Source organism: Klebsiella grimontii (genome assembly GCF_900200035.1).
GTDB classification, from domain to species: domain Bacteria; phylum Pseudomonadota; class Gammaproteobacteria; order Enterobacterales; family Enterobacteriaceae; genus Klebsiella; species Klebsiella grimontii.
On the sequence record NZ_FZTC01000034.1, the window covers coordinates 256,335 to 282,571 of the forward strand.

Sequence of the window (26,237 nt, forward strand, 5' to 3'; positions counted from 1 at the left end):
TCGCTGGGCAGCCTGCACCGCCGCGACGCGCGCGGCGGAAGCCCTTATTCATGGGGTTTTACGCCTTCAGGAGTAAAACATGCCAATAATAGCGCCGTAAGATTAAATTTTGCTCAATCGCAATTTCACGTTGCGTTTATCCCGATTTTCCTGGCCCGCGCCGAAGTGGCGTAATCCCTGCAATACTTAATTCAGTATCATGTGATACGCCCCGCCCAGGAGCATATTTTGAACAGGTTACCTTCCAGCGCATCGGCTCTGGCCTGCAGCGCACACGCATTGAATCTCATTGAGAAGCGAACGCTCGATCATGAGGAGATGAAATCACTTAACCAGGAGGTCAGAGAATACTTTAAAGAGCATGTGAACCCAGGATTTTTAGCGTATCGAAAATCGGTCACTGCTGGCGGGGATTACGGAGCCGTAGAGTGGCAAGCGGGAGGGTTAAATACGCTTGTCGACACTCAGGGACAGGAGTTTATCGACTGCCTGGGTGGGTTTGGGATTTTTAATGTAGGGCACCGTAATCCAGTTGTCGTTTCCGCCGTCGAAAATCAACTCGCTAAACAACCTCTTCATAGTCAGGAACTGCTGGACCCGCTGCGGGCCATGCTGGCAAAAACCCTCGCGGCCTTAACGCCCGGCAAACTGAAATACAGCTTCTTTAGCAATAGCGGCACCGAATCGGTCGAAGCGGCGTTAAAGCTGGCGAAAGCTTACCAGTCTCCGCGCGGCAAATTTACCTTCGTCGCCACCAGCGGCGCGTTTCACGGTAAGTCGTTGGGCGCGCTTTCCGCCACCGCGAAATCCACTTTCCGTAAGCCTTTTATGCCGCTGCTGCCGGGATTCCGGCACGTACCGTTCGGCGATATTAACGCCATGCGCACGTTGCTGAGCGAGTGCAAAAAGACCGGCGATGACGTCGCGGCGGTGATCCTTGAGCCCATTCAGGGCGAAGGCGGGGTGATTCTGCCGCCGCCGGGCTATCTGCCCGCGGTGCGCAAGCTGTGCGACGAGTTTGGCGCGCTGCTGATCCTCGATGAAGTACAAACCGGCATGGGGCGCACCGGCAAGATGTTTGCCTGCGAGCATGAAAACGTCCAGCCGGATATTCTGTGCCTTGCCAAAGCGCTGGGCGGCGGGGTGATGCCGATTGGCGCCACGATCGCCACCGAAGAGGTGTTCTCGGTGCTGTTCGACAACCCGTTCCTGCATACCACCACGTTCGGCGGCAATCCGCTGGCCTGCGCGGCGGCGCTGGCGACCATCAACGTGCTGCTGACGCAAAACCTGCCCGCGCAGGCGGAGCAGAAAGGCGACATGCTGCTGGATGGCTTCCGTCAGTTGGCCCGCGAATATCCGGATCTGGTGAATGAAGTTCGCGGCAAAGGCATGCTGATGGCGATTGAGTTTGTCGATAACGAAATCGGCTATGACTTTGCCAGCGAGATGTTCCGCCAGCGGGTACTGGTGGCCGGAACGCTGAACAACGCCAGGACGATCCGCGTTGAGCCGCCGCTGACGCTGACGCTGGAGCAGTGTGAACAGGTGCTAAAAGCGGCTCGCCTGGCCCTGGCGGCGCTACGGGTTTCGGTAGAAGAGGCGTAGTGGCTTGCCCCTATGTCCGCAATATATGTCCCCTCACGCTATCCCATAGCAAAGGTTAGCGTGAGGGGACAGTCTTACACCTCCGGCAGCAGGCCGATAAAGCTGCGCTTCTGCCGCGGCTTCGACATCAGCGCCTCCAGCTTCTCTACGCAGGCCAGATAGTGCGGGGTTTTCTTGTGCGCCAGCACCGCCTCATCGTCGATATAGGCTTCATAGATAAAAAAGCGCGTCTTCACCTCCGGGTCCTGCAGCACGTCAAAGCGCAGATTGCCCGGCTCCTGCAGCGCCCCTTCGTGGTTGGCACGGAACACCTCAAGAAACTCGTCGACCCGTTCCGGTTTGATATTGATTTCCACCAGCGTTACGTTCATTGCAGCTCTCCCTGTTTTTCCTCCTGCCAGAACTGATACGCCTCGCGGGCGCTCAGGTTCTCATGCACCACTTTTTTCACCGCCTTCAGCATCGCGCGCGGCGCGCTGGACTGGAAGATATTCCGCCCCATATCCACGCCGGATGCGCCCTGGTCGATCGCCCGCCAGCACATCTCCAGCGCCTCCTGCTCCGGCAGCTTTTTGCCCCCGGCGATGACGATCGGCACCGGGCAGCTGGCGGTGACTTTCTCAAAGCCTTCCTCAACAAAATAGGTTTTCACGAACTGCGCCCCCATTTCGGCGACAATGCGGCTGGCCAGCGAGAAGTAGCGGGCGTCGCGGGTCATCTCTTTGCCCACGCCGGTTACCGCCAGCACCGGCATACCGTAGCGGTTGCCGGCGTCCACCAGCTTGATGATGTTGTTGATCGACTGATGCTCGTGCTCGCTGCCGATATAGACCTGCGCCGCCACCGCGCAGACGTTCAGGCGCAACGCGTCCTCCATCGCCACCGCCACGCACTCGTTGGAAAGTTCGCTGAGGATCGAGTTGCCGCCGGAAGCACGCAGCACCACCGGTTTGTTGGTCGCCGCCGGCACCTGACTGCGCAGCACGCCGCGGGTACACATCAGCACGTCGGTCTCTTCGAACAGCGGCGCGATAGAGAGATCGATCCGCTCCAGCCCGGTGGTCGGCCCCTGAAAATAGCCGTGGTCGAACGCCAGCATCACCGTACGGTTGCTCTGCGGATTGAAGATACGCGCCAGCCGCGACTGCATCCCCCACTCCAGCGACCCGCAGCCCTTCAGCGTATAGAGGGTGTTCTGCTGCGGACGGTCTAAGCCGAAGTTTTTTCCCTCTTTGATATCGTCTAAATCAGCCATCTCATCCTCCATCAGAAATCGTAGTTATTGATATTCTCTTTGGTGAACACCACCCGCTCCGGCAGCAGCACGATGCCGTTGCCTTTCGCTTCATACTGGTAGCCCTGCACGCTGTTCGGCTCGACTTTCAGGGCGCCGAGATCTTTCACATCGACGCTGTCGCCAACGTTAAGATCGCCCTTTTTCAGCAGACGATCGGCGACGTTAACCGCGATCTTGCCCTGCTGCACCACGTCCCACAGGCCGAAGGCTTTTACCGTGCCGCGATCCACGTAGGGGCGCATCACGTTCGGCGTGCTAAAACCAACGATCGCCACGCCCTGGCGCTTGAGGTTTTCCGCCGCCTGGGCGGCCGCCGGGAGCGCGTTGGCGTCAGGAGCGATAATAGCGTCGAGATCCGGGTACGCTTTTAAGATCCCCTCGGCGGTTTGCAGCGATTTAGTGGCGTCGTTATAGCCAAACTGGGTGGTCACCACTTCCCACTGCGGATGTTCTTTTTCAATTTTGGCCTTCGCCTCTTTTACCCACTGGTTCTGGTCGGTCACCGTCGGGCTGGAGTAGAAAAACGCCACTTTGGCGGTGGGTTTCGTCACCTGTTTTTCCGCCATCTCCACCAGCAGGCCGCCGAGCTGCTGCGGCGTCCCCTGGTTGATATAGATGCTCCGGCACTCCGGTTTGGTATCGGAGTCCCAGGTCAGGACCTTGACCCCGCGCTGCATCGCCCGCTTCAGCGCCGGGCACAGGCCGTCCGGCGATACGGCGGAGACGATAATCGCGTTGTAGCCCTGGTTGACAAAGTTGTTGATCAGCTGTACCTGGCCGGAGACGCTCGGTTCAGTCGGGCCGTCGTAGGTGACGTCCACGCCGAGCGCTTTGCCCGCCTCTTTCGCGCCGTTGCCGCCGCTGGTAAAGAAACCGACACCGACCAGTTTTGGAATAAAGACGATGCGGTCCGCCGCCTGGGCCGATGCCATACCCAGCGCCAACGCCAGCACGATCAATTTTGTTTTCATTTTATGCTCCGATTGTTTTACGCGAGAAAAGACGCCGCCAGCTCATCCGCACCCATTCACGGTGCAGGCTCAGCGAACGCCCCATCACCACCACAACCAACAGCGCCCCTGACAGCGCGCTCGACACCTGGTTGGGGATGCCGACCATTTGCAAACCTTGTTGTAAATAGCCCACCAGCAGCGCGGCCAGCGCCGTACCGACGATCGAGCCGGAACCGCCGTAGATATTGGCCCCGCCGAGCACCGCGGCGGTCAGCGCCGGCATCAGCAGGTCGCGGCCTAAGTCCGAGCGCGCCGAGCCGAAATAGGAGACCATCACCAGCGCCGCCACCGCCGACGCCACGCCCACCAGGCCATACAGCGCGTAGGGCATCCCGTTAACGGAAAGCGCGGCGTAGCGCGCGGCGCGCGGGTTCTGCCCGAGCAGAAAAAGGTGGCGGCCAAAGCGCCCGCGGTGGGCCAGCAGCCAGAAGAAAAAGGTGATAACGGCGAACAGCACCAGCGGGATCGGCAGGCCGAACAGGGTCAGGTTGGCGAAGGCGGTAAAGCTGTCCGGGAATCCGCCGATGCCTTCGTAGCCGGTGGCCCCGGCCATGCCCGAAAGCAGCAGCGCGCCGCCGCCGTAGAGGTACAGGGTGCCGAGGGTTATCACCAGCGGGCTAATGCCGGTGTAGTGAATCAGCGCCGCGTTCAGCAGCCCGCACAGCAGGCCGAGCAGCAGCGTCAGGGGGATCGCGAGGCTCATCGGCCAGCCCGCCTGCATCATCACCCCCAGCGCGATAGCGCACAGGCCGATGGTCGAACCGAGCGAAATATCAATCCCGCCGCTGATGATCACCAGCGTCAGCGGCAGCGCCACGATGCCAATGCAGATAAAGTCGCTGGTGCTGAACAGCAGCATATTGAGATCCAGCATGCGCGGATTGAGGGCGCCAAACAGCAGGATCTCCAGCACCAGCAACGCCAGCAGCGCGCTTTCCCAGTTGAGCTTCATTTACGCCACCTCTTTGTTTTTGCGTTCGGGAAACGGGGCCACGCGCTTGCCCCCTTTGTTGCCGGGCTGAAAGCGGCTGTACTTCAGCGCCCGCTGATGGCGGGCCAGCGCCTGGCGCAGCCGCCCGTCGAGCACCAGCACGCCGAGCAGCACCAGGCCGGCGATAAAGTCGTTCCACCACGCCGGGAGGCGGAACAGCACCAGCACGGTGTCGATTTGGGTGAGAAAGAAAGCACCGAGAAAAGCGCCGAGCAGCGTGCCGGTACCGCCCAGCAGCGAGATCCCGCCGAGCACGCAGGCGGCGATGGCCTTCATCTCCAGGCCGCTGCCGGTCTGATTGGGCACAAAGCCGATCTGCGCGGCGAACACAATGCCGGCGCAGGCGGCCAGCATGCCGTTAAGGGTGAATGCCAGCATCCGCGTGCGGTTCACCGCCACCCCAAGCTTGCGGGCAGCGGCGAGGTTATCGCCGACGGCGTAAAAATCGCGGCCAAAGGCGGTGCGCGACAGTATCCCGCCGCCCGCCAGCAGCAGCGCCAGCACCAGCCAGCCCAGCGGCGAAATGCCGATGAACGCCGGTTCCGACAGCGCTTTCAGGCTGTTCGGCAAGCCTTCAATCCACTTACCGCCGGTCCACAGCAGCATCACTCCGCGATAAAGCCCGAGAGTGCCGAGGGTGGCGACAATCGCCGGGATACGTAGCCCCACCACCAGCAGGCCGTTAAAGGCGCCGGCCAGCGCGCCGATCGCCAGCGCGAAGGCGATGGCGGTCATCAGGCCATAGCCGCTATTGAGCGCCACGCCCACCGCGATAGCGCTCAGGCCGACGGTGGAACCCACCGAAACGTCGATATTGCGGGTCAGCATCACCAGGGTCGCCCCCAGCGCCAGCAGGCAAAGGATTTGCGAGCTGGCGAAAATCATGCCCAGGGTTTGTAAGCTGAAATAGGCCGGGTTGAGCGCCACCAGCCCGGCAAACAGCACCACGATGGCGAGAAAGGCGCTCAGTTCGCGATTTTTCAGTAACGTTTTCATGCCTGCCCTCCGAAGGCCAGGGTCATCATCCGGTCAACGCTGACCGCCTGCTGCGCCAGCTCGCCGCTCTGCCTGCCCTGATGCATCACCAGTACCCGGTCGGCCAGGCCGACGAACTCATCGAGATCGCTGGAGATCATCAGCACCGCCACGTTCTGCGCGGCGACGCTTTTCAGCAGCTGATAGATATCGGCGCGGGCGGAAACGTCCACGCCGCGCGTGGGCTCATCAACGATCAGCAGCAGCGGGTTAGCCTCCAGGCAACGCGCCAACAGCACCTTCTGCTGATTGCCGCCGGAGAGCGTACGCACCGGGCGATCGCCATCGGCCATTTTGATCCCCAGCGCCCGGTGATAGCGCTCCACCACCGCCGCTTCGCGCCGGTTCTGCTGCCACAGCGACGGCTGGTTAAACATCACCGTGTTCCAGCGCACCGGCGCATCGAGAAACAATCCGGAAACCTGCCTGTCCTCCGGCAAATAGACCAGCCCGCTGGCCAGCCTGGCGCGCGTGCTATCGCGGCTGATATCGCGGTTCTCCAGCCACACCCGCCCGGCGCGGACCGGGCGCAGACCGTAGAGCGTTTCGGCGAATTCGGTACGCCCGGATCCCACCAGCCCGGCGAGGCCGACGATCTCCCCGGCGCGGATCTCGAGGTTGAGATCGATAAAACCTTCCCCGGTCAAATCTTCTACCCGCAGCACCGGGAAATCCTGCGCCTGGGTGCGGCGATTGCCCGGCAGCGCCAGCCACAGCTTTTGCGTGTCGCTCAGGGCTCGATCGCGACTGACGGGCGTCATCGCGCCGATCAGCTGATTGTCGCCGTACTGCGCGGTTTCCCCGCTCAGCACCACCGCGCCGTCGCGCATCACCGAAACGTGGCTGGCGACCTGGCGGATCTCCGGCAGTTTGTGCGAGATAAACACGATCCCGACGCCGAGGGCCTGTAAAGAGCGGATCTGACGGAACAGGCGTTCGGTTTCCCCCGGCGTTAATGAGGCGGTGGGCTCATCGAGGATCAGGATCTGCGCGTCGCGCATCAGCCCGCGCAGGATCTCCACCATTTGCTGATCGGCCACTTCCAGAGTGCTGGCCGCCACCTCAAGGTTGAGCTGGCAGTTAAGCTGTTGAAGCTTTTCCCGCAGGCGGGTCTCGTTATCCGCCCGCTTCGGCAGACGAAAAAGAATATTTTCCCGCACCGTCAGATTGGGGAATAACATCGGTTCCTGCGGCACCAGATACACGCCCTGCTGATGGGCCTGGGCGGGAGTGAGGCGCGCAAACGCGCGTTCGCCGAAGACAAGCTCACCGCTGTCGGGCGTTTCCACGCCGGCGATAATCTTCATCAGCGTCGATTTCCCGGCGCCGTTGCCGCCCATCAGCGCGTGTACCTGGCCGGAAAGCAGCGTGAAATCAATCTGCTTCAGCACGGTGACGCCGGAGAACTGTTTGCAGATTTGGCGAGCTTCAAGCAGTGGCTTCATCATCGCGCCTCGTTTTGAACAAAAGATTTTTTAAATTAATAATGTTCAAAAGCGTAGACGGTGAACTATATTTACAACCGTGCAGCGATCACAGTTTTATGCTTTCGATCGTTTGAATAAAACCAGCGAACAACGAAAGATCGGTTTTGCCAGTCGGCTCACATTTTCCGACCGCGCAACAACGAACATATGATCTAAATTTTTATAAGAGTTCACTTTATGAGCGAAAAACGCATTACGGAAGAGAGCCGCTACGCCGGGCTGGCGTTAGCCGAGGAGGAGCTGGTGGCGCGGGTGGCGTGGTGTTACTACCACGACGGCCTGACGCAGAACGACATCGGCGAGCGTTTAGGACTGCCGCGGTTAAAGATCTCCCGCCTGCTGGAGAAGGGCCGCCAGTCGGGGGTGATCCGCGTCCAGATTAACTCGCGCTATGAAGGCTGCCTGGCGCTGGAAACCGAACTTCAGCAGCGCTTCGGCCTGAAAATCGCCCGCGTGCTGCCGGCGCTGAATACGCCCCCGATGAACACCCGCCTGGGGATTGGCGCGGCGCAATCGTTAATGGGCGTGCTGGAGCCGGGACAGCTGCTGGCGGTGGGCTTTGGCGAGGCGACCATGAGCTGCCTGCAGCACCTGAGCGGGTTTATCGGCTCCCAGCAGGTTCGGCTGGTGACGCTTTCCGGCGGCGTGGGCCCGTATATGACCGGCATTGGCCAGCTGGATGCCGCCTGTAGCGTCAGCATGATCCCCGCGCCGCTCAGGGTCTCATCGGCAGATGTGGCGGAGATACTGCGCCGGGAAGCGAGCGTACGCGACGTGATCCTCGCCGCCACGGCGGCGGATGCGGCGGTGGTGGGCATCGGCGCCATCGATCAGCGCCGCGACGCCACCATCCTGCGCTCCGGCTATATCAGCGAGGGTGAACAACTGATGTACGCCCGCAAAGGCGCGGTAGGCGACATTTTAGGTTATTTCCTGCAGGCCGACGGCAAACCGGTCGAAGGGCTGGAGATCCATCGGGAACTGCTCGGCGTCACCCTTGATGAACTGGCGCAGCTGCCAACCATCGTTGGCGTCGCCGGGGGAGAAGAAAAAGCGCAGGCGATTTACGCGGCCCTGATCGGCAAGCGGATTAATGGCCTGGTAACGGAAGAGACAACAGCACGCGCGGTGCTTACGCTGGCCTCATAACGGCCTTGCGCCGCGCAACACGAGCGAGGCGCATGTCATGAGTTACCTGTTAGCGTTAGATGCCGGGACCGGCAGCATCCGGGCGGTGATTTTCGATCTCAACGGCCGCCAGATTGCGGTCGGCCAGGCCGAATGGAAACACCTGAGCGTGGACAATGTCCCCGGCTCGATGGAATTCGATCTCACCACCAACTGGCAGCTGGCCTGCCAGTGTATCCGTCAGGCGCTGGCCGCCGCCCATCTCTCTGCGGCGGATATTCAGTCCGTCGCCTGCTGCTCCATGCGCGAAGGCATCGTGCTTTACGACCGCAACGGCGAGGCCATCTGGGCCTGCGCCAACGTTGACGCCCGCGCCAGCCGCGAGGTGGCAGAGCTCAAAGAGATCCACGACGACCGTTTTGAATCGGAAGTGTACGGCGTGTCGGGGCAGACCCTGGCGCTAAGCGCCATGCCGCGCCTGCTGTGGCTGGCCCATCATCGCCCGGATATTTACCGCAGCGCGGCGACCATCACCATGATCAGCGACTGGCTGGCGGCGAAGCTTTCCGGCGAGCTGGCGGTCGACCCCTCTAACGCCGGGACCACCGGCATGCTCGACCTGTTCAGCCGCGACTGGCGTCCGGCGCTGCTGGATATGGCCGGACTGCGGGCCGATATTCTCTCGCCGGTAAAAGAGACCGGCACCGTACTCGGCGCAGTCACCGACGCGGCGGCGGCGCAGAGCGGTTTGCGGGCGGGAACGCCGGTGGTGATGGGCGGCGGCGACGTCCAGCTCGGCTGCCTGGGACTCGGCGTGGTGCGCGCCGGGCAGACGGCGGTGCTCGGCGGCACCTTCTGGCAGCAGGTGGTCAACCTGCCGGAAGTGCGCACCGATCCGGAGATGAATATTCGCGTTAACCCGCACGTCATTCCCGGTATGGCGCAGGCGGAGTCCATCAGCTTCTTCACCGGCCTGACCATGCGCTGGTTCCGCGATGCCTTCTGCGCGGAGGAGAAGCTGATTGCCGAACGCCTCGGCGTCGACGCCTACAGCCTGCTGGAAGAGATGGCCAGCCGCGTGCCGGCGGGTTCCCACGGGGTGATGCCGATCTTCTCTGACGCCATGCACTTTAAGCAGTGGTACCACGCCGCGCCGTCGTTTATTAACCTCTCCATCGACCCGGAAAAATGCAATAAGGCCACGCTATTCCGGGCGCTGGAAGAGAACGCGGCGATTGTCTCCGCCTGTAATCTGGCGCAGATTTCGCAGTTTTCCGGCGTGCAGTTTGACGGCCTGGTTTTCGCCGGCGGCGGCTCGAAAGGGGCGCTGTGGAGCCAGATCCTCAGCGACGTCACCGGCCTGCCGGTACGGGTGCCGGAGGTGCGCGAGGCGACGGCGCTGGGCTGCGCGATCGCTGCCGGGGCTGGCGCCGGGTTGTACAGCGATATGGCGGCGACCGGCGAGAAGCTGGTGAACTGGCATCGGGAATTTACGCCCAATCCGGCGCACCGCGAGCTGTATCAGGAGATGATGGCCAAATGGCAGTCGGTGTACGCCGAGCAGCTCGGTCTGGTGGATAGCGGATTAACGACCTCAATGTGGCAGGCGCCGGGGCTGGCGCGCCGTGCTCCTGTTGTCCCCTCGCCCTAACCCTCTCCCCAAAAGAAGAGGAGAACAGTCCGGACTTATCTGGCCACCGGCGCCATTCCGCCCTTCCTCCTCTTCCTGTGGGAGAGGAGGAAGGGGAACCTTTCGCCGTTCTTTGAATCCCATCACAATCGCCGCACTCCCCTTTTCCCTTTTTGCCCGCGACGGCTAAATTAGTAACTCATCCGACCACATAACAATAATTTTACACTGGAAGAAATTATGAGCCGCTACCCGTCGCTTTTCGCCCCGCTTGACCTGGGGTTCACAACGCTCAAAAACCGCGTGTTGATGGGCTCGATGCATACTGGCCTGGAGGAGCTCCCGGACGGCGCGCAGCGGCTGGCGGCTTTTTACGCCGAGCGCGCCCGCCACGGGGTGGCGCTGATCGTCACCGGCGGAATTGCCCCCGCCCCTTCCGGCGTCACCATGGCGGGCGGCGCGGTGCTGAACGACGCCAGCCATCTCTCCCACCATCGCCATATTACCGATGCGGTACACGAGGAGGGCGGTAAGATTGCGCTGCAGATCCTGCATACCGGGCGCTACAGCTACCAGCCGAAGCTGGTGGCTCCTTCCGCGCTGCAGGCGCCGATCAACCCCTTTACGCCTCACGCGCTGAGCCACGAAGAGATCCTGCAACTGATCGATGATTTTGCCCGCTGCGCCCAACTGGCACGGGAAGCCGGGTACGACGGCGTCGAAGTAATGGGTTCGGAAGGCTATCTGATTAACGAATTCCTTGCCGCGCGCACCAACCTGCGCGACGACCGGTGGGGTGGCGACTACGCCCGACGCATGCGTTTTGCCATCGAGGTGGTCAGAGCCGTGCGGGAACGCGCAGGCAGCGACTTTATTATTATCTACCGCTTGTCGATGCTCGATCTGGTCAGCGGCGGCAGCACCCTGGCGGAAGTCACCGAGCTGGCAAAAGCCATTGAGGCCGCCGGGGCAACGATTATCAATACCGGTATCGGCTGGCACGAGGCGCGCATTCCCACCATCGCCACCCCGGTACCGCGCGGCGCGTTTAGCTGGGTCACCCGCAAGCTGAAGGGCGCGGTGTCGATCCCGCTGGTCACCACCAACCGGATTAACGATCCCGCCGTGGCGGAAGCGATCCTGGCCCGCGGAGACGCCGACATGGTCTCGATGGCCCGCCCTTTTCTCGCCGATAGCGAATTTCTCTCTAAAGCGCAGAGCGGACGGGCGGATGAGATCAATACCTGCATCGGCTGTAATCAGGCCTGTCTTGATCGGATCTTCGCCGGTAAAGTCACTTCGTGCCTGGTCAATCCGCGCGCCTGCCATGAAACCCTGATGCCGATAGCGCCTGCGACCACACCGAAGCGGTTGGCGGTAGTCGGCGCCGGTCCTGCCGGGCTGGCCTTTGCCGTTAACGCCGCCTCGCGCGGGCATCAGGTTACCCTGTTTGATGGTCACCGCGAGATTGGCGGCCAGTTTAATATCGCCAAACAGATCCCCGGCAAAGAGGAGTTCTACGAAACCCTGCGCTATTACCGCCGAATGCTGGATCTTACCGGCGTCGCGCTGCGGCTGGAAACTCTGGCGACCGCGGACGATCTGCTGGCATTTGATGAGGTCATCCTCGCCACCGGGATCGCCCCGCGGATGCCGAATATCGAGGGAATCGAACATCCTAAGGTGCTGAGCTATCTCGATGTCCTGCGCGATAAAGCGCCGGTCGGCGAGAAGGTGGCGATTATCGGCTGCGGCGGGATCGGCTTTGATACCGCCATGTACCTCAGCCAGTCTGGTATCGCCACCAGCCAGAATATCGGCGAGTTCTGCGCCGAATGGGGGATTGATACCACCCTGCAGACCGCGGGCGGGCTGCGCCCGGAAGGGATACAATTAGCGAAAAGTCCGCGCCAGATAGTGATGCTCCAGCGCAAAGCCAGCAAGCCCGGCGACGGGCTGGGGAAAACCACCGGCTGGATCCACCGCGCCACCCTGCTGGCCCGCGGCGTCAAAATGATCCCCGGCGTCAGCTATCAAGGGATCGATGATGCCGGCTTACATGTGACGATCGGCGGCGAATCTCAGGTGCTTAACGTTGATCATGTGATTATCTGCGCCGGTCAGGATCCCCGCCGCGAGCTGGCCGATCCGCTACAGGCGGCAGGTAAAACGGTGCATTTGATTGGCGGCTGCGACGTGGCGATGGAGCTGGACGCCCGACGGGCAATCGCCCAGGGCACCCGGCTGGCGCTATCAATTTAGGGAAAGAAAACCCGACCGGTAGCCCGGCTAAGGCGTCAGCCGCAAGCCGGGGAAACCGGGGAAGCCGATAAGGCTTAGCGCTGCTTGCGCACCTTTGTCGCTTTCAACACCACAAATTTATTATTGGTGGCGATCGTCGTGCAGTTACCGAACGCGCGCTTCAGCTTGCGGAAATAATCGAGGTGGCGGTTGCCGACAACGTACAATTCGCCGCCGTACTTCAGGCTGCGGCGGGCGTCGTTAAACATCTGCCAGGCAATATGATCGGTGATCGCATGCTGCTGGTGGAACGGCGGGTTACAGAGGATCGCGGCGAAACGGTCCGGCTCAATATCGGACAACGCGTTATTCACCACAAACTCGCAGCGCTCGATGTCATCCGGCAGGTTGGTTTCAACGTTCAGCCGGCTGGAGGCCACCGCCATATAGGACTCATCGGTGAACATCACCCGGGCGTCCGGGTTTAAGGCCAGCGCTTTCAGGCCAATCACGCCGTTGCCGCAGCCGAGATCGGCGATCTCGCCTTCAATATTTGCCGGCAGATGTTCCAGGAAGAAGCGCGCGCCAATATCCAGGCCGCTGCGGGCGAACACGTTGGCGTGGTTGTGGATCGTCCACGGCGTACCGTCCAGTTGCCAGCTATAGGTCTGCGGCGCATCGGCCACCTCAGGCGCGGTAAAGGTACAGAAAATCAGCCGCGCCTTTTTCCATGCCAGCGATGTGGTGGTGGTGCCGAGGATCTTCTCAAACAGCGCCAGGGTGGAATTGTGGACATCCCGCGCTTTCGCGGCGGCAACAATGCGGGTTTCCGGCGTGACAACTTCGCGCAGAGCGCGCAGCTGCTGCTCCAGCAGCGCCAGCTGTTTCGGCACCTTAATGAGCACCAGCGCCGGTGCCGCAGGCAGTTCGCTCAGGGGATCCTGAAAACGTACGCTCTCTTCATCAATACCGTTCATCCGCAGGTTGTAGCGGGTCGCCAGCTCAGATATGTAGGAATCGTTGATGCTGACCGGGTTGCGTTCCGCGAGCGCACAGCCCAGCGCGCCGAAGCTGTCATTGAAAATGAGCGTCAGGCCGTCGACGTCATTCACCTGTTGCAGCAGATATTCATCCGCCGCTTCCCACGCCTGAAGCGCTTCCTCTTCAGCATTTGGCGGGAACCGCTCTAATGTGAATAACTCACCGTTTAACTCTACCTGGCTCATCGCCTCTGTGCCTCCGGAACACTAAAACCCGCGAGTTTATACGCAAACTTCGCCCAGTAGAATAGAGATGCGCCGATTATCTCCTTCTTCCGGGCCACAGTCCGTCACGCCGGGAGGTCGTCCTGCGCCAGGCGTGACAGGCGCTTATCGTCCAGGCTGTACTTGCTCATGATGACCACCAGCAGCGCCACCAGCACGCCGGGGAAGACGGTGAACAGCAGCTTGATCATCTGCAGCGCGGAGTCGGTTTGCTGCGCTGCGCCGCCAACGTAATCGCCCCATGCCAGCATATAGCCCACCAGCGCGCCGCCGATGGCGATCCCCAGCTTGATGGCAAACAGGTTTGTTGAAAAAACGATCCCGCTGAGCTTTTTACCGCTGCGTTTTTCTTCCGCATCGATAATATCGGACAGCATGCTCCACTGCAGCGGCGTAGCGGCCAGCTGAATAATATTGATGATAATCACCAGCGCAAAGATAGCGGCCACGTTCCCCGCCGGGACGAAGTACATGCCTATCAGCAGCGCCGCCTCGATGGCCATCGAGATTTTAAACCCTCTCACTTTATCAATATTTTTAAAGATAAACGGAGAGAGCATCGCCCCCAGCACGCCGGAAGCCAGGGTGGTGGTCAGCAGCAGGCTGCCCAGATCCGCCCGCCCCATAATGTTATTGACGTAATAGAGCGTGGTCCCGCCTTTAAACAGCACCGCAATCAGGTTAACGACGTTGAGCGCGAACAGAATGCGCCAGTCCTTGTTGGCGATCAGGGTTTTCAGATCATCAAGAATGCTGCTTTGGTTATTGACCGCGATATCCGTGGTGTAGCGCTCTTTCGTCAGGCCGAAGCAGATAAAGAACAGGATGATGCTTAGGCACCCCATCACAATCATGGTGTAAAAATAGCCGTTTTGCACGTTACCCTGGCCCAGCCAGGCCACCAGCGGCAGCGCGGTGAGCGAGACAATCAGACCGCCAAGCGTACTGAGCGCAAAGCGCCAGGACTGAAGCGAAACGCGCTCGCGGGAATCGTTAGAGATATTATTGATCATCGCGCAATACGGAACGTTAATCGCCGTATAGACCAGTGATAATAAGGTATAAGAAACATAGGCATAAATTAGCTTGCCGGTATAGCCAAAATCCGGCGTATAAAACGTTAAGCAGCAAAGTACGCCAAAAGGAATCGCGAACCATAAAATATAGGGACGGAATTGCCCATATTTAGTCCGGGTACGATCCGCCACCGCCCCCATTAATACATCGGTCACCGCGTCTAATACCCTTACCGCCAGAAACATGGTCCCCATATGCGCCGGACTTAAACCAAATACGTCGGTATAAAACCAAGCCATAAACAGCATGACCGTTTGCCAGACTAAATTACAGCCGGTATCCCCTAACCCATAGCTAAATTTTTCTTTAATACTGATACGGACAGTGTTCATCGCGCCTCCGCCAGAAGATCGTTAATATTTGTCCTCTGTACGTTATTGCTTAGGGCTTACCGATTATGTATAAATCATCCTGTTAAATATAAGAAGAGTGTACTCGATGAGTGACGAATCTCCCGTTTTCGAAAAGATCCCCGTGGGCGCCGGTGAGCTATTTACCCTGCGGGTAGATAACATAAATGATTTCAACGGCATAAACGTAGTCCCTCATTTTCATATGATGGACGAGCTGATGTGGTTCAGAGAGTCAGAGGGCAGCTATTCGATTGGTGATGAGAAATTTACGGTAAAAAACAATACCCTGATTTTCGTCCCCGCCTTAGTGATCCATGAAATGACGCTCCCGGCCGCCGCCAGCCACAAGCGTTATCTTATGCAATTCGAAAAAGAGTGGCTCGAGGGATACGACCTGTCGCTCCCCGCCGCCCACTGCGGCGCGGTCGCTTACCTTTCCGGCGAGGAAGCCGAGCGCCTGGAGCTGCTGCTAAGCTGGTGCGGTGAGTTCAGCGACTTCTCCGATTCGCTGTTTCGCTCCCTGATGCAAAGCGTGCTGCTGCATGCTTTTAATAGCCTTAAAGATTCTGTCCCCATTACCGAACGAACCAACCATCGCTACCTCAGCGAGCTTATTGAACTGCTTCAATCCATTGATGAAAATGAAAATTTTGAAATGACGACCGAAGAAGCCGCCTGCCGCTGCCGGTGGTCAAAATCCTGGTTTTCCCGCACCTTTAAATCCGCCTTTGGAATCAGCTTCAAGAAATTTATGCTGCTGCGCAAACTCAATATCGCTATCAACCTGCTGACCAATACCGACCTGAAGATCAGCGATATCTCGCAAAGCGCCGGCTTCACCGACAGCGCCTACTTCTGCCTCAAGTTTAAAGAGATGATGAACGATACCCCGCAATCTTTCCGGCACAAAGTCAGAAGTACTGCTGCCGTGGGCAGTCGGGCGGACAAATAACTCTTTTTTGTGAGCAACATCACCGGATAAGTAGACGTTTATTATATAAACAGAAACAATCTATATATCTCCTGGGCTGTCGTCTATTTACAATTATCGCTATATTTTGCGCATTAAGGGTAAATACGATGATTCAGAATCCTGTGTTTAGAGGTTTTAATCCTGACCCCAGTATATGTCGGCGCGGCGATGATTATTATGTAGCGGTCTCTTCCTTTGAATGGTTTCCCGGCCTGCCGATTTACCATTCGAGAGATCTTAAACATTGGCAATTACTCACCCACGTTCTTACCGATGATAATAATCCGGATTTAAAAAAGCTGCCCTCCGCCAAAGGTATTTGGGCACCGAGCCTGACCTGGTGTGAAGAGGAAAATTTATTCTACGTTATTTATGGCGTGATGAATTCCATGAATTCGCGATATTTCGATGTAGATAACTATCTTATTACCGCCAGTGAAATCACCGGCCCGTGGAGTGAGCCGGTTTATCTCCACTCTGCCGGGTTCGATGCTTCTATCCTGCACGACAGCGACGGTAAAAAATGGATCGTTTCACTGGAGTGGGAAACCCGCGAAGGTTACGAAAAACCGGGCGCCATTTGCCTGGTGGAGTATTCGCCGCAAAGGCAACGCGTTGTCGGCTATCCGCAGCGAATCTGGCGCGGCGGTACCGATCGCGGCTGTATTGAAGCACCGCATTTGACGCGCCGCGGCGATTATTACTACCTGATGGTCGCCGAAGGCGGCACCGGCTACGGCCATGCGGTCACCATGGCGCGCGCAATGCAGGTCGCCGGCCCCTATGAAGGCGATCCGCAAAACCCCATCGTCACCGCCTGGCCGGAGAATTTTAACGAGCGCCACGACGCAGGCCATCTCAAACCACACTACTTCAATCCGCAAACCTATCTGCAAAAAGCCGGGCACGGCAGCTACGTCGAGACCCCGACGGGCGAAGTCTGGTTAACCCACCTTTGCAGCAGACCCTTCCGCCAGGAGCTGCGCTGCCCGCTAGGCCGCGAGACGGCGATACAAAAGATGATATGGAGCGATGATGGCTGGCTGCGGCTGGCGGCCGGGGGAAACCTCGCTCAGCACCAGGTGGAAGAGTCGAATCTGCCTTCTCAGCCGTTTCCGGCTAAACCAGACAGGGATGATTTTGATGGGCAAACGCTGGATAACGCCTTCTATGCGCCGCGGATCCGCTTTCAGCGCTTTACCAGCCTTGAACGTAAAGCGGGCTACCTTGCCTTACGCGGTCAGGAGTCGCTGAGCTCGCTGAATAAAGTTAGCCTGCTGGCGAAAAAGCTCACCTCGGTATACGCCACTATCGTCACGAAGATGGATTTCAGCCCGGAGATTTATCAGCACAGCGCTGGCCTGGTGCTCTACTACGACAACATGAACTATCTGTTTTTGCATAAAACCTGGGATGAAGCTTCCGGCGCAGCGCAGCTGGCCATCATTTATATGGATAACGGCGAGCGTCACGACGACCCGCAGAAAATCCTCCTTGCGACGGGGGAAGTCTATCTGGCGATGGCTATTAACGGCCGGGAGATACGGTGCTCGTGGTCCGTCGATGGCGAAAAATACCAACACATCGGCGCGGTCTACGACACCTCACGTTTTTCCGATGAATATAGCCGCTACGGCGAGTTTACCGGCGCGTTTGTCGGCATGGCCTGCGTGGATAGCATGCTGCATCGTAAAGAGGCGCTGTTTGACTTCTTTAGCTACCGGGCGGTAGAAGACGCGATAATCGAGTAACGCTGCCTTCTGGCATCCTGCCCGCGCGGGGTGCTAGAATCCCCGGCTGTTGTCGCTGAATGACCCAAACAGGCCGCATGAGCACTTTAACCTATCTCCAGGGCTACCCTGAATCCCTGCTGGCGCAGGTCACCGCGTTAATCAAACAGAACCGTCTCGGCGAAGTGCTGAAAAAGCGCTATCCGCAGGGTCACGATATCAACAACGATAAAGCGCTGTATCAGTACACCCAGGATCTGAAGTCACGCTATCTGCGCGGCGCGGCGCCGATCAACAAGGTGATGTACGACAACAAGATCCACGTGCTCAACAACGCGCTCGGCCTGCATACCGCCATCTCCCGCGTTCAGGGTGGCAAGCTGAAGGCTAAAGCCGAAATTCGCGTCGCCACCGTCTTTCGCGATGCGCCGGAGGATTTTCTGCGGATGATCGTGGTGCACGAGCTGGCGCACCTGAAGGAAAAAGAGCACAACAAGGCGTTCTATCAGCTGTGCTGCCATATGGAGCCGCAGTACCATCAGCTGGAGTTTGATACCCGCCTGTGGCTGACCCAGCTTTCGTTAGAGCGTTCTGCGCCATAGCGCACTGGTTTTGTCATGATGGCGTGCTACAGTGACGAAAGGTCCCTTTTACGGAGTTCGTCAACGTTTATGATACGTTTCGCAGTTGTTGGCACAAACTGGATAACCAAGCAGTTTGTCGATGCCGCCCATGAAACCGGCAAATATAAACTCACCGCCATCTACTCCCGCAGCCTTGAGCAAGCTCAGGCCTTCGCCAGCGATTATCCCGTCGAACACCTGTTTACTTCGCTGGAAGATTTAGCGCAGAGCCCTGACGTTGACGCGGTCTATATCGCCAGCCCTAACTCGCTGCACTTTCCGCAAACCCGCCTGTTTCTACGCCATAAAAAGCACGTCATTTGCGAAAAACCGCTGGCCTCGAACCTGCAGGAAGTCGAAGCCGCGATGAAAACGGCGCGGGAAAATAACGTGGTCCTCTTCGAAGCGTTCAAAACCGCCAGCCTGCCAAACTTCCTGCTGCTTAAACAGTCGTTTGACAAGATCGGCAAGCTGCGCAAAGCCTTTATTAACTACTGCCAGTACTCTTCCCGCTATCAGCGCTATCTCGATGGCGAAAATCCCAATACTTTCAATCCGGCCTTCTCTAACGGCTCGATCATGGACATCGGCTTTTACTGCCTGGCCTCCGCGGTGGCTCTGTGGGGCGAGCCTCGCGCGGTGCACGCCAGCGCCAGCCTGCTGGAAAGCGGCGTCGATGGTCAGGGCACGGTCGTTCTGAGCTACGGTGATTTTGATGTCACCCTGCACCACTCGAAGGTAAGCGATTCCGCCATCCCGAGCGAAATCCAGGGTGAAGCCGGCGCGCTGGTGATCGAAAAAATCTCCGAATGCCAGAAAGTCTGCTTCGTGCCGCGCGGCGGCAAATCTCAGGATCTCACCCAGCCGCAGCATATCAATACTATGCTGTATGAAGCGGAGGAGTTCGCTCGTCTGGTCGAAGCCAACGAGGTGGCTCATCCGGGTCTGGAAGTGAGCCGCATCACGGCGAAGCTGCTGAGCGAAATTCGTCGCCAGACCGGCGTGGTCTTCCCGGCGGATAGTCAACCCGTGGCGTAAAGCTGTGTAAATGGTCCGTCGGCCTCCATTGACGCCATTTATAACCTGTAATACTTTGTTACGCGCAAAGGGGAGTAACTTCCTTGCCGGCCGATCGTCATTACGATGCGTGAAAAACCGCATCCGGTCGCCGGGCAACAGATTCTTGTTGTAAGTGAGACCTTGCCGGAAGGCGAGGTCTATGCATAAAAGCGCAGCGGCTGCCGTCTTCCGACGTCAGCCGTTTTGTTTTTATGTAAGGAATATCGTAATGAATACTGTCGGCACACCGTTGTTATGGGGCGGATTCGCAGTGGTCGTGGTCATCATGTTGGCTATCGATCTGCTGCTGCAGGGACGGCGTGGTGCGCATAGCATGACCATGAGGCAGGCCGCTGGCTGGTCCATTCTCTGGGTTACCCTCTCGCTGTTGTTTAACGCCGCTTTCTGGTGGTATCTGGTGCAGACCGAAGGTCGCGCCGTGGCCGACCCGCAAGCGCTGGCGTTCCTCACCGGCTATCTGATCGAGAAAGCGCTGGCGGTGGATAACGTCTTCGTCTGGCTGATGCTGTTCAGCTACTTTGCCGTTCCGCCTGCGCTACAGCGCAGAGTGCTGGTTTACGGCGTACTGGGCGCGATCGTACTGCGAACGATCATGATCTTCGCCGGCAGTTGGCTGATTTCCCAGTTCGAGTGGCTGCTCTACGTCTTCGGCGCGTTCCTGCTGTTTACCGGCGTGAAGATGGCGCTGGCGAAAGAGGATGATTCCGGCATCGGCGACAAACCGCTGGTGCGCTGGATCCGTAATCATCTGCGCATGACGGATAAAATCGAGGGTGAGCGCTTCTTTACCCGCCAAAACGGCGTGCTCTACGCGACGCCGCTGCTGCTGGTGCTGATCCTGGTTGAGCTGAGCGACGTTATCTTTGCCGTGGACAGTATTCCCGCCATCTTCGCCGTGACCACCGATCCGTTTATCGTGCTGACCTCGAACCTGTTCGCGATTCTCGGCCTGCGCGCCATGTATTTCCTGCTGGCGGGCGTCGCGGAGCGCTTCTCAATGCTGAAGTATGGCCTGTCGGTGATTCTGGTATTTATCGGCATCAAAATGCTGATCGTCGATTTTTACCATATTCCCATCGGCATTTCGCTGGGCGTGGTTGGCGGAATTCTGACGTTGACGCTGCTTATCAATGCCTGGGTTAATAAGCAGCACGATAAGAAAAAGCAGCTGCAGTAAGGCCTGAACGGCCGGGTGAAGACCCTTTTCATCCGGCCAGCAACTTTCTCCGCGTATTATTCTTACTCATGTCACAAAATAGTTAATATACAGTTAAAAAATAAGATCTCAGCGCAGGTAACAGCATTTTACCCTTCCCCAATAGCGTTCTTTCCGTATACTCAACCAGGCAAACATTTATTTACATCCGGACATAAACGTGACCAATAATACGTCGCCGGGACGGACAGCAACATCACTGGAAGGAATGAAGCATGGCAACACAATCACCCCGCTCGACCCTGCTGCGGCGGCTGGCTCAGGGTAGCCTAGTCAAACAAATTTTAATCGGTCTGGTGCTCGGCGTACTGCTGGCGACGGTCTCAAAACCGGCCGCCGTGGCGGTTGGGCTGCTGGGCACGCTGTTTGTCGGCGCGCTGAAAGCGGTAGCGCCGGTGCTGGTGCTGATGCTGGTCATGGCCTCCATCGCCAACCACCAGCAGGGGCAAAAAACCAGTATTCGCCCGATCCTGTTCCTCTATCTGCTGGGGACATTCGCCGCCGCGTTAACCGCGGTAGTGTTTAGCTTTATCTTCCCGTCTACGCTGCACCTGAACGCCGCGGCAGAGAGCATCACTCCGCCATCGGGTATCGTCGAAGTCCTGCGCGGGCTGCTGATGAGCATGGTTTCCAACCCGATAGACGCGCTGCTGAACGCCAACTATATCGGGATTCTGGTGTGGGCCGTCGGTTTAGGATTCGCGCTGCGCCACGGTAATGAAACCACCAAAAACCTGATTAATGACGTTTCTCACGCGGTGACCTTTATCGTTAAAGTGGTGATTCGCTTCGCGCCGCTGGGCATCTTCGGCCTCGTCGCCTCGACGCTGGCGACCACCGGTTTTGAGACCCTCTGGGGTTATGCCCAACTGCTGCTGGTACTGGTTGGCTGCATGCTGCTGGTGGCGCTGGTGATTAACCCGCTGCTGGTGTTCTGGAAAATCCGCCGTAACCCCTACCCGCTGGTGCTGCTCTGCCTGCGGGAAAGCGGCGTTTACGCCTTCTTCACCCGTAGCTCCGCCGCCAATATCCCGGTGAATATGGCGCTGAGTGAAAAGCTGAACCTGGACCGCGATACCTACTCGGTTTCCATTCCGCTGGGCGCCACCATCAACATGGCCGGCGCGGCGATTACCATTACGGTACTCACCCTGGCGGCCGTGCATACGCTGAATGTTCCGGTAGATCTGCCGACCGCGCTGCTGTTGAGCGTCGTCGCTTCGCTGTGCGCCTGCGGCGCTTCCGGCGTGGCGGGCGGTTCGCTGCTGCTGATCCCGCTGGCCTGTAACATGTTCGGCATTCCGAACGATGTGGCCATGCAGGTGGTCGCCGTGGGCTTTATTATCGGCGTATTGCAGGACTCCTGCGAAACCGCGCTGAACTCCTCCACCGACGTTCTGTTTACCGCCGCCGCCTGTATCGCCGAAGACGAACAGATTGCCAAAAACGCCCTGAGCAACTGATTCCTTCCCCCTCCGCTAACGCGCGGAGGGGGTCTCTCCCTGTACCGCCTTTTCGACTTTAAACGGGTCGATTCCCCGCTTTTGCATCCGCCGGAAACGGATGATGTTCATACCGTTCATCAACAGGAAGCTGCCTTCAATCAGGGTGCCGCCGATCGAGCCCAGCCAGAAGTTGTGGATTACCCAGCAGGCGGTCGCGCACCACATGACGCAGCGGACGGTTAACCCCGAGCAGCGAAAGAGCGCCCAGGTGCTGGCCAGCGTGCCAATAATCGGCAGCAGCTCCATAGCATGCTGCAGCTTCGCCAGCCCCAGTACCAGCGTGAGTACGATAAACAGGGCCATCACCCACATCCTGCGGGTACGCATGGAGACCAGGGTGCGGACGGTATTCAGCTCGGCGCTCATTCCCGCCGGCCACGCGCCCATTAAAAAGAAATGCACGCCAATGGTGGCGCTATAGACAGCCAGCTGCAGCTTAAAGCGGCGCTCATCGCGGTTGAAAAAAGTCGTAATCCCGATCAGAAAGGCGATAACGCCGACGCCCTGGGCAAGCCAATACGCGGTCATGAAAAGTCCTTATAAAACAAAACGGCGCATCATTATCTGAAACGCCGCTTTTAAAAACGAGTGTCACGCTATTACCTGTGCCTGTTTATCAGGTCTACAACGTCACGCCGCTTTTAAATATCGCCAGCTCGCGGAAATCATTCCGCTCATTACAGGTCTGCTTACCGTTAGCGAAGTCCACAATGGTATCGACGAACTCCTCCAGCAGCTGCGGCATCGCTTTACCGTGAATCAGCTGACCGGCATCGAAGTCGATCCAGTGCTTTTTCTTCGCCGCCAGTTCGCTGTTGGTGGCAATTTTCACCGTCGGAACGAAACCGCCGTATGGCGTGCCGCGTCCGGTGCTGAAGAGCACCATATGGCAGCCCGCGCCGGCTAGGGCGCTGGTCGCTACCGCATCGTTGCCCGGCGCGCTCAGCAGGTTAAGGCCGTGCACTTTCAGCCGCTCGCCGTAGCGCAGGACGTCAACCACCTGGCTGGAGCCCGCTTTCTGCGTACAGCCCAGCGACTTATCCTCAAGCGTAGTGATGCCGCCCGCTTTGTTGCCCGGCGATGGGTTCTCATAAATCGGCTGGTCATGAGCGATAAAGTACTGTTTGAAATCATTAACCATCGTCACCAGCTTGCCAAACGTCTCTTCATCGCGACAGTGGCTCATCAGCAGCTGTTCGGCGCCGAACATTTCCGGTACTTCGGTCAGCACGGTAGTACCGCCGTTAGCAATCAGGTAGTCCGAGAAACGGCCCAGCATCGGGTTAGCGGTGATGCCGGACAGACCGTCTGAACCGCCGCACTCGAGACCAAACTTCAGTTCGCTCAGCTTACCCGGCTCGCGCTTGTCATGGCGCATCACGTCATATAGCTGACGTAGATGCTCCAGCCCGGCTTCTACTTCATCATCCTGGTGCTGACAGATCATAAAGTGAACGCGCTCAGGGTCGAATTCACCCAGCGTTTCGCGGAAGGCGTCGACCTGATTGTTTTCGCAGCCCAGACCGACCACCAGTACCGCCCCGGCGTTCGGGTGACGCACCATGTTTTGCAGCATAGTGCGGGTGTTAATGTGATCGTCCCCGAGCTGCGAGCAGCCGTAGGTGTGGCTGAAAAGGTGAACGCCGTCGATACCTTCCGCGTCGTTGGTTTCCTTCAGAAAACGGTTCTGCATCTGGCGCGCCATGGCGTTGACGCAGCCGACGGTCGGCAGGATCCACAGCTCGTTGCGCACCCCGACTTCGCCGTTAGCGCGACGATAAATCTGGATGTCGCGATCCGCCGGCTGTACGGCGGGCTCGCTAAGATCCGGTTGATAGCTATACGCGTCGAAATCGCTCAGGTTAGTACGCGTATTGTGGGAGTGAATATGTTCCCCCGGCGCAATATCCGCCAGCGCATGTCCTATCGGCAGACCATACTTAATGACGTTGTCTCCTTTCGCAATCCCGCGCAGCGTAAACTTATGCCCGCGCGCAATATCCTGAGCCAACGTGACCGTATCGCCGTCAATGGTGACTACCGTGCCTGCCGCCATATCCGCCAACGCTACCGCGACGTTATCGTGCGAATGGATTTTAATGTATTGCATATCAACCGACCTCTGGTCTTAGTTCAGTTCAATGGCGAAGTAGTCACGCGCATTGTTAAAGCAAATGTTTTTCACCATCTCGCCCAGCAGCTGAATGTCCGCCGGGGCTTCTCCCGCTTCAACCCAGCGGCCAATCATCTGGCACAGGATGCGGCGGAAGTATTCATGACGGGTGTAGGAGAGGAAGCTGCGGCTATCGGTCAGCATGCCGACAAAGCGGCTCAGCAGGCCAAGCTGCGCCAGTTGGGTCATCTGACGTTCCATACCGTCTTTCTGATCGTTAAACCACCAGCCGGAACCGAACTGCATCTTGCCCGGCATGCCTTCGCCCTGGAAGTTGCCGATCATGGTGCCCAGCACTTCGTTATCGCGCGGATTCAGGCAGTAGAGGATGGTTTTTGGCAGCAGGTTTTCTTCGTTCTGCTTGCTGAGCAGTTTGGACAGCTCTTCCGCCATCGGACGGTCGTTGATGGAGTCAAAACCCACATCCGGCCCTAACAGCTTGAACTGACGCAGGTTGTTATTGCGCAGCGCGCCGATGTGATACTGCTGTACCCATCCGCGGCGGGCATATTCCGCGCCGAGGAACACCAGAACCGCGGTTTTGAACTGCGCGACTTCATGCTCGCTGAGAGCTTCACCGGCCAGACGGCGCGCCAGGATGCTATCCAGTTCGCTTTCGTTGGCTTCCGCGAACAGCACCACGTCCAGCGCGTGGTCAGAAACTTTACAGCCGTGAGCGGCAAAGTGATCCAGACGTTTGGTCAGCGCGGACTGGAGATCGGCAAAGCGGCGGATATCGGTGTCAGACACGTCGCCCAGCTTCGCCATGTAGTCGTTGAAAGTTGCCTGCTCAATGTTGAACGCTTTGTCCGGGCGCCAGCTCGGCAGCACCTTGACGGAGAATGAGCTGTCTTTCGCGACGGAGGCGTGATGCTCCAGCGAATCGACCGGATCGTCGGTGGTGCCGACCATTTTCACGTTCATCTGCTGCATGATGCCGCGAGCGGAGAAGCTCTCCTGCGCCAGCAGATCGTTGCACTGATTCCAGATTTCATCCGCCGTTGCCGGCGAGAGCACCTTACCTGTAATACCAAAAGGGCGGCGCAGCTCAAGATGGGTCCAGTGGTATAACGGGTTGCCGATGGTATGCGGTACGGTGGCCGCCCAGGCGTCAAATTTCTCGCGATCGGAGGCGTCGCCGGTACACAGACGCTCGGCTACGCCGTTGGTGCGCATCGCGCGCCACTTGTAGTGATCGCCTTTCAGCCAGATGTCATACAGATTTTTGAAGCGATAATTCTCGGCAATCTGCTGCGGCGGCAGGTGGCAGTGATAGTCGAAAATCGGCTGGTCTTTCGCGTAATCGTGGTACAGGCGGCGGGCAAACTCAGTATCAAGCAGGAAATCTTCGGTCATAAACGGTGTCATTTTCGTGTCCTCTTCGCCCCCGGAGGAGCCCATCAGATGATTGACTATAATGCTGACAAAGTTATCACACCAATTTCTACAGACCGAAGTATTTTTCGTGAGTTAGATCAATAAACGACGACAAAAAAAGTACCATCAAAGGAGTAAAATCCCCGCTAAAGCGCGCCAGCTCTGGCCTTTGTCGCAAGAATGAATGCCCACACAAACTTTCCCACTTTTGTGACGTCACTCAACTTTTGAAGTTGTATGACAAGTTATCTTGCTGCCGTCGAAACATATAAACCGACGGAATGCATTACCGACGAACAATCACGTCGGATTTACCGGTATGGACACCGAATTTAGACACAACAGTTGATGGCAAGGTTCGGGCCATACGAGGTTTCCTCTCCTGAACCCTCCGTTTCACCTTCTTCGCCTCAGTGACTGGGCTGGAAGATAGCC

21 protein-coding genes are annotated in these 26,237 nt (G+C 58.3%); 10 read left to right on the top strand and 11 right to left on the bottom strand.

All coding sequences use genetic code 11. The features are described 5' to 3' along the window. Positions 1-228: 228 nt before the first annotated feature. Entirely contained in the window at positions 229-1,608 is a 1,380-nt protein-coding gene (ygjG, locus tag KOSB73_RS26750; RefSeq protein WP_049089047.1) for a putrescine aminotransferase, read from the top strand. Between the two features lie 74 nt (positions 1,609-1,682). Here ygjG and lsrG read toward each other — a convergent pair whose 3' ends face one another. From lsrG to lsrA, 6 genes are read right to left on the bottom strand one after another with little or no spacing between them, the layout of a single operon-like run. Next, positions 1,683-1,979 carry a (4S)-4-hydroxy-5-phosphonooxypentane-2,3-dione isomerase gene (gene lsrG, locus KOSB73_RS26755; RefSeq protein WP_004135945.1) on the bottom strand — a complete coding sequence of 99 codons (297 nt, stop codon included), beginning with the start codon at positions 1,977-1,979 and terminating at the stop codon, positions 1,683-1,685. Beyond that, positions 1,976-2,863: a 3-hydroxy-5-phosphonooxypentane-2,4-dione thiolase gene (gene lsrF, locus KOSB73_RS26760; RefSeq protein WP_098141267.1), complete on the bottom strand. Its 888-nt coding sequence runs from the start codon at positions 2,861-2,863 to the stop codon at positions 1,976-1,978. The genes lsrG and lsrF overlap by 4 nt, the downstream gene beginning before the upstream one ends. Before the next feature lie 11 nt (positions 2,864-2,874). Beyond that, the gene (gene lsrB, locus KOSB73_RS26765) at positions 2,875-3,876 is read right to left on the bottom strand and encodes an autoinducer 2 ABC transporter substrate-binding protein LsrB (protein WP_098141269.1); all 1,002 of its coding nucleotides are present in this window, start codon (positions 3,874-3,876) and stop codon (positions 2,875-2,877) included. Position 3,877: 1 nt separating this feature from the next. Then, complete coding sequence (lsrD, locus tag KOSB73_RS26770; protein WP_014226923.1) at positions 3,878-4,870, bottom strand: autoinducer 2 ABC transporter permease LsrD; 993 nt, start codon at positions 4,868-4,870, stop codon at positions 3,878-3,880. Beyond that, positions 4,871-5,905: an autoinducer 2 ABC transporter permease LsrC gene (lsrC, locus tag KOSB73_RS26775; protein WP_098141271.1), complete on the bottom strand. Its 1,035-nt coding sequence runs from the start codon at positions 5,903-5,905 to the stop codon at positions 4,871-4,873. It abuts the gene before it with no gap. Continuing rightward, entirely contained in the window at positions 5,902-7,389 is a 1,488-nt protein-coding gene (gene lsrA, locus KOSB73_RS26780) for an autoinducer 2 ABC transporter ATP-binding protein LsrA (protein WP_098141273.1), read from the bottom strand. Before lsrA ends, lsrC begins: the two co-directional genes overlap by 4 nt. A 219-nt stretch (positions 7,390-7,608) precedes the next feature. Between lsrA and lsrR the strand changes: the two genes are divergently transcribed. From lsrR to KOSB73_RS26795, 3 genes are all read left to right on the top strand, one after another. Next, complete coding sequence (lsrR, locus tag KOSB73_RS26785; protein WP_024358708.1) at positions 7,609-8,580, top strand: transcriptional regulator LsrR; 972 nt, start codon at positions 7,609-7,611, stop codon at positions 8,578-8,580. A 37-nt stretch (positions 8,581-8,617) separates the two neighbouring features. Beyond that, the gene (lsrK, locus tag KOSB73_RS26790) at positions 8,618-10,210 is read left to right on the top strand and encodes an autoinducer-2 kinase (RefSeq protein WP_098141275.1); all 1,593 of its coding nucleotides are present in this window, start codon (positions 8,618-8,620) and stop codon (positions 10,208-10,210) included. Positions 10,211-10,429: 219 nt separating this feature from the next. After that, positions 10,430-12,451 (top strand): NADPH-dependent 2,4-dienoyl-CoA reductase, encoded by a 2,022-nt coding sequence (locus tag KOSB73_RS26795; protein ID WP_064343246.1) that lies wholly within the window; start codon positions 10,430-10,432, stop codon positions 12,449-12,451. Positions 12,452-12,525: 74 nt separating this feature from the next. On the opposite strand, the gene rlmG is transcribed toward KOSB73_RS26795, so the two are convergent. Then, a complete protein-coding gene (rlmG, locus tag KOSB73_RS26800) occupies positions 12,526-13,656 on the bottom strand; it encodes a 23S rRNA (guanine(1835)-N(2))-methyltransferase RlmG (protein WP_004135930.1) in 1,131 nt (376 codons plus the stop codon). A gap of 104 nt (positions 13,657-13,760) precedes the next feature. Beyond that, a complete protein-coding gene (locus tag KOSB73_RS26805) occupies positions 13,761-15,104 on the bottom strand; it encodes a glycoside-pentoside-hexuronide (GPH):cation symporter (RefSeq protein WP_064343247.1) in 1,344 nt (447 codons plus the stop codon). A gap of 106 nt (positions 15,105-15,210) precedes the next feature. On the opposite strand from KOSB73_RS26805, the gene KOSB73_RS26810 reads away from it, so the two are divergent. The 6 genes from KOSB73_RS26810 (at position 15,211) to sstT (ending at position 22,210) form a co-directional block, all read left to right on the top strand. Further along, on the top strand, positions 15,211-16,077 hold the full coding sequence (locus KOSB73_RS26810) for an AraC family transcriptional regulator (protein WP_049100223.1): 867 nt from the start codon (positions 15,211-15,213) through the stop codon (positions 16,075-16,077). A gap of 128 nt (positions 16,078-16,205) precedes the next feature. Next, positions 16,206-17,849, top strand: coding sequence for a glycoside hydrolase family 43 protein (locus KOSB73_RS26815; RefSeq protein ID WP_098141277.1), 1,644 nt, complete (start codon positions 16,206-16,208; stop codon positions 17,847-17,849). 77 nt (positions 17,850-17,926) lie between these two features. Beyond that, entirely contained in the window at positions 17,927-18,430 is a 504-nt protein-coding gene (locus KOSB73_RS26820) for a M48 metallopeptidase family protein (RefSeq protein ID WP_004135921.1), read from the top strand. A gap of 69 nt (positions 18,431-18,499) precedes the next feature. Further along, complete coding sequence (locus KOSB73_RS26825) at positions 18,500-19,489, top strand: Gfo/Idh/MocA family protein (RefSeq protein ID WP_024358713.1); 990 nt, start codon at positions 18,500-18,502, stop codon at positions 19,487-19,489. A 250-nt stretch (positions 19,490-19,739) separates the two neighbouring features. Then, the gene (locus KOSB73_RS26830; RefSeq protein ID WP_024358714.1) at positions 19,740-20,708 is read left to right on the top strand and encodes a TerC family protein; all 969 of its coding nucleotides are present in this window, start codon (positions 19,740-19,742) and stop codon (positions 20,706-20,708) included. A gap of 254 nt (positions 20,709-20,962) precedes the next feature. Further along, positions 20,963-22,210, top strand: a complete 1,248-nt coding sequence (gene sstT / locus KOSB73_RS26835) for a serine/threonine transporter SstT (protein ID WP_098141279.1) — start codon at positions 20,963-20,965, stop codon at positions 22,208-22,210. Positions 22,211-22,225: 15 nt separating this feature from the next. Here sstT and KOSB73_RS26840 read toward each other — a convergent pair whose 3' ends face one another. The 3 genes from KOSB73_RS26840 to uxaC all read right to left on the bottom strand — a co-directional run bounded on the left by KOSB73_RS26840 (position 22,226) and on the right by uxaC (position 25,793). Beyond that, positions 22,226-22,780, bottom strand: coding sequence for a YgjV family protein (locus KOSB73_RS26840; protein ID WP_004135916.1), 555 nt, complete (start codon positions 22,778-22,780; stop codon positions 22,226-22,228). 94 nt (positions 22,781-22,874) lie between these two features. Further along, the gene (locus KOSB73_RS26845; protein ID WP_098141281.1) at positions 22,875-24,362 is read right to left on the bottom strand and encodes a UxaA family hydrolase; all 1,488 of its coding nucleotides are present in this window, start codon (positions 24,360-24,362) and stop codon (positions 22,875-22,877) included. 18 nt (positions 24,363-24,380) lie between these two features. Next, positions 24,381-25,793, bottom strand: a complete 1,413-nt coding sequence (gene uxaC, locus KOSB73_RS26850) for a glucuronate isomerase (protein WP_004135913.1) — start codon at positions 25,791-25,793, stop codon at positions 24,381-24,383. Between the last annotated feature and the right edge of the window lie 444 nt (positions 25,794-26,237).

Coding starts and splice junctions, on each gene's coding strand:
- KOSB73_RS26810 (WP_049100223.1), top strand. CDS start 15,211: ATGAGTGACGAATCTCCCGTTTTCGAAAAGATCCCCGTGGGCGCCGGT.
- KOSB73_RS26825 (WP_024358713.1), top strand. CDS start 18,500: ATGATACGTTTCGCAGTTGTTGGCACAAACTGGATAACCAAGCAGTTT.
- uxaC (WP_004135913.1), bottom strand. CDS start 25,793: ATGACACCGTTTATGACCGAAGATTTCCTGCTTGATACTGAGTTTGCC.
- lsrA (WP_098141273.1), bottom strand. CDS start 7,389: ATGAAGCCACTGCTTGAAGCTCGCCAAATCTGCAAACAGTTCTCCGGC.
- KOSB73_RS26845 (WP_098141281.1), bottom strand. CDS start 24,362: ATGCAATACATTAAAATCCATTCGCACGATAACGTCGCGGTAGCGTTG.
- lsrD (WP_014226923.1), bottom strand. CDS start 4,870: ATGAAGCTCAACTGGGAAAGCGCGCTGCTGGCGTTGCTGGTGCTGGAG.
- KOSB73_RS26840 (WP_004135916.1), bottom strand. CDS start 22,780: ATGACCGCGTATTGGCTTGCCCAGGGCGTCGGCGTTATCGCCTTTCTG.
- KOSB73_RS26815 (WP_098141277.1), top strand. CDS start 16,206: ATGATTCAGAATCCTGTGTTTAGAGGTTTTAATCCTGACCCCAGTATA.
- lsrC (WP_098141271.1), bottom strand. CDS start 5,905: ATGAAAACGTTACTGAAAAATCGCGAACTGAGCGCCTTTCTCGCCATC.
- lsrK (WP_098141275.1), top strand. CDS start 8,618: ATGAGTTACCTGTTAGCGTTAGATGCCGGGACCGGCAGCATCCGGGCG.
- rlmG (WP_004135930.1), bottom strand. CDS start 13,656: ATGAGCCAGGTAGAGTTAAACGGTGAGTTATTCACATTAGAGCGGTTC.
- lsrR (WP_024358708.1), top strand. CDS start 7,609: ATGAGCGAAAAACGCATTACGGAAGAGAGCCGCTACGCCGGGCTGGCG.
- KOSB73_RS26795 (WP_064343246.1), top strand. CDS start 10,430: ATGAGCCGCTACCCGTCGCTTTTCGCCCCGCTTGACCTGGGGTTCACA.
- sstT (WP_098141279.1), top strand. CDS start 20,963: ATGGCAACACAATCACCCCGCTCGACCCTGCTGCGGCGGCTGGCTCAG.
- KOSB73_RS26820 (WP_004135921.1), top strand. CDS start 17,927: ATGAGCACTTTAACCTATCTCCAGGGCTACCCTGAATCCCTGCTGGCG.
- lsrF (WP_098141267.1), bottom strand. CDS start 2,863: ATGGCTGATTTAGACGATATCAAAGAGGGAAAAAACTTCGGCTTAGAC.
- KOSB73_RS26830 (WP_024358714.1), top strand. CDS start 19,740: ATGAATACTGTCGGCACACCGTTGTTATGGGGCGGATTCGCAGTGGTC.
- lsrB (WP_098141269.1), bottom strand. CDS start 3,876: ATGAAAACAAAATTGATCGTGCTGGCGTTGGCGCTGGGTATGGCATCG.
- lsrG (WP_004135945.1), bottom strand. CDS start 1,979: ATGAACGTAACGCTGGTGGAAATCAATATCAAACCGGAACGGGTCGAC.
- KOSB73_RS26805 (WP_064343247.1), bottom strand. CDS start 15,104: ATGAACACTGTCCGTATCAGTATTAAAGAAAAATTTAGCTATGGGTTA.